The organism is Cognataquiflexum nitidum, assembly GCF_022538055.1.
Lineage (GTDB): Bacteria > Bacteroidota > Bacteroidia > Cytophagales > Cyclobacteriaceae > Cognataquiflexum > Cognataquiflexum nitidum.
Window position 1 is genome coordinate 1 of record NZ_JAKZAM010000082.1, and the last position, 1,036, is coordinate 1,036.

Below are 1,036 nucleotides of genomic sequence, written 5' to 3' on the forward strand. Positions count from 1 at the left end.
TATGACTCCCCCTAACTTCACACGTAAGTCTGAACTGCCGCAATAATAAGTCTGTCAAATAATTTTTCTCCGAAATATCTTCTGTTCAGCTTGTAAACAAATTCGTCGATATAGTTTTGAATGTATTTTTCGGTCACCATATGATAGATTCCAAGTAGATTCTTTTTCAGGTTGCTTATGGCTGTGTGGACCCAGTTTAACTCCTCATTCGCAGTACTTTTTGAAGACTTTACCTTTATATGAGTCTCTACCAATTTTTCTAAATGGACATATGCTTTGTTTTGATCTGTGAAAACAACCGATTTTTTGTCAACGTTTTCCTGAACAAAACCATCAACAGATGCAGCATCAGCATTTGGAATCACCTTCATTTTAAAGAAACCGCAATGTCTGGATGTTTTCTCAGATTTCTCGTCCATCAATGGAGTGGACTCCGCAGCAACCGCCACAATTACCTGTCTTTGGCTTCCTTTACCACGTTTGAGTTGCTTTTTGAGCTTAGCGTCTATTGCTTTTTCCACATAAGCTTCATCATATTCAACCATCCCTTTCAACATGTAAGAACTATCCCTTTTACCCATTACTGAGCGGATTTTATGCATAAGGCGAAAGGCTGTATCATATTTTTTCAATCCAAGCTGACGCTGTAGCTCCATGCAAGACAAACCCTTCTTGGTTGCAGACATCAATAAAAATGCTGCAAACCAGCTGTGAAGTGATAAGTTGCTGTTCTCCATAACTGTACCCGATTTCAGTGATGTCCTGCGTCTACAAACACTGCATTCAAAGCATTTTTTAGTACTAAACCAGTACTGTTTGGTGCACTTTTTACAGGTCTTACAATGAATGCCCTGTTTTTCCCTGTGCGCTTTCAGATACTCTTCACAACTCTGTTCATCAGGGAAATGCGATATGAAATTTAAAATGTTCATGGCTGACTTTTTAACCAAGTACATCAATTCCTCTGATACAGAAAATCAATTGACACTAGCTGTCAAATAAAATTTGGCAACGTGTCAAATTCGGGGGAGTCATA

1 protein-coding gene is annotated in these 1,036 nt (G+C 38.6%); it reads right to left on the reverse strand.

Going from position 1 to position 1,036, the window contains the following annotated elements; translation table 11 throughout:
• Nucleotides 1–17: 17 nt before the first annotated feature.
• Complete coding sequence (locus MMU07_RS21680; protein WP_241128708.1) at nucleotides 18–932, reverse strand: IS1595 family transposase; 915 nt, start codon at nucleotides 930–932, stop codon at nucleotides 18–20.
• Between the last annotated feature and the right edge of the window lie 104 nt (nucleotides 933–1,036).

Excerpts from the sequence above, each read along its gene's own strand:
- MMU07_RS21680 (WP_241128708.1), bottom strand. The coding sequence starts at position 932 with ATGAACATTTTAAATTTCATATCGCATTTCCCTGATGAACAGAGTTGT.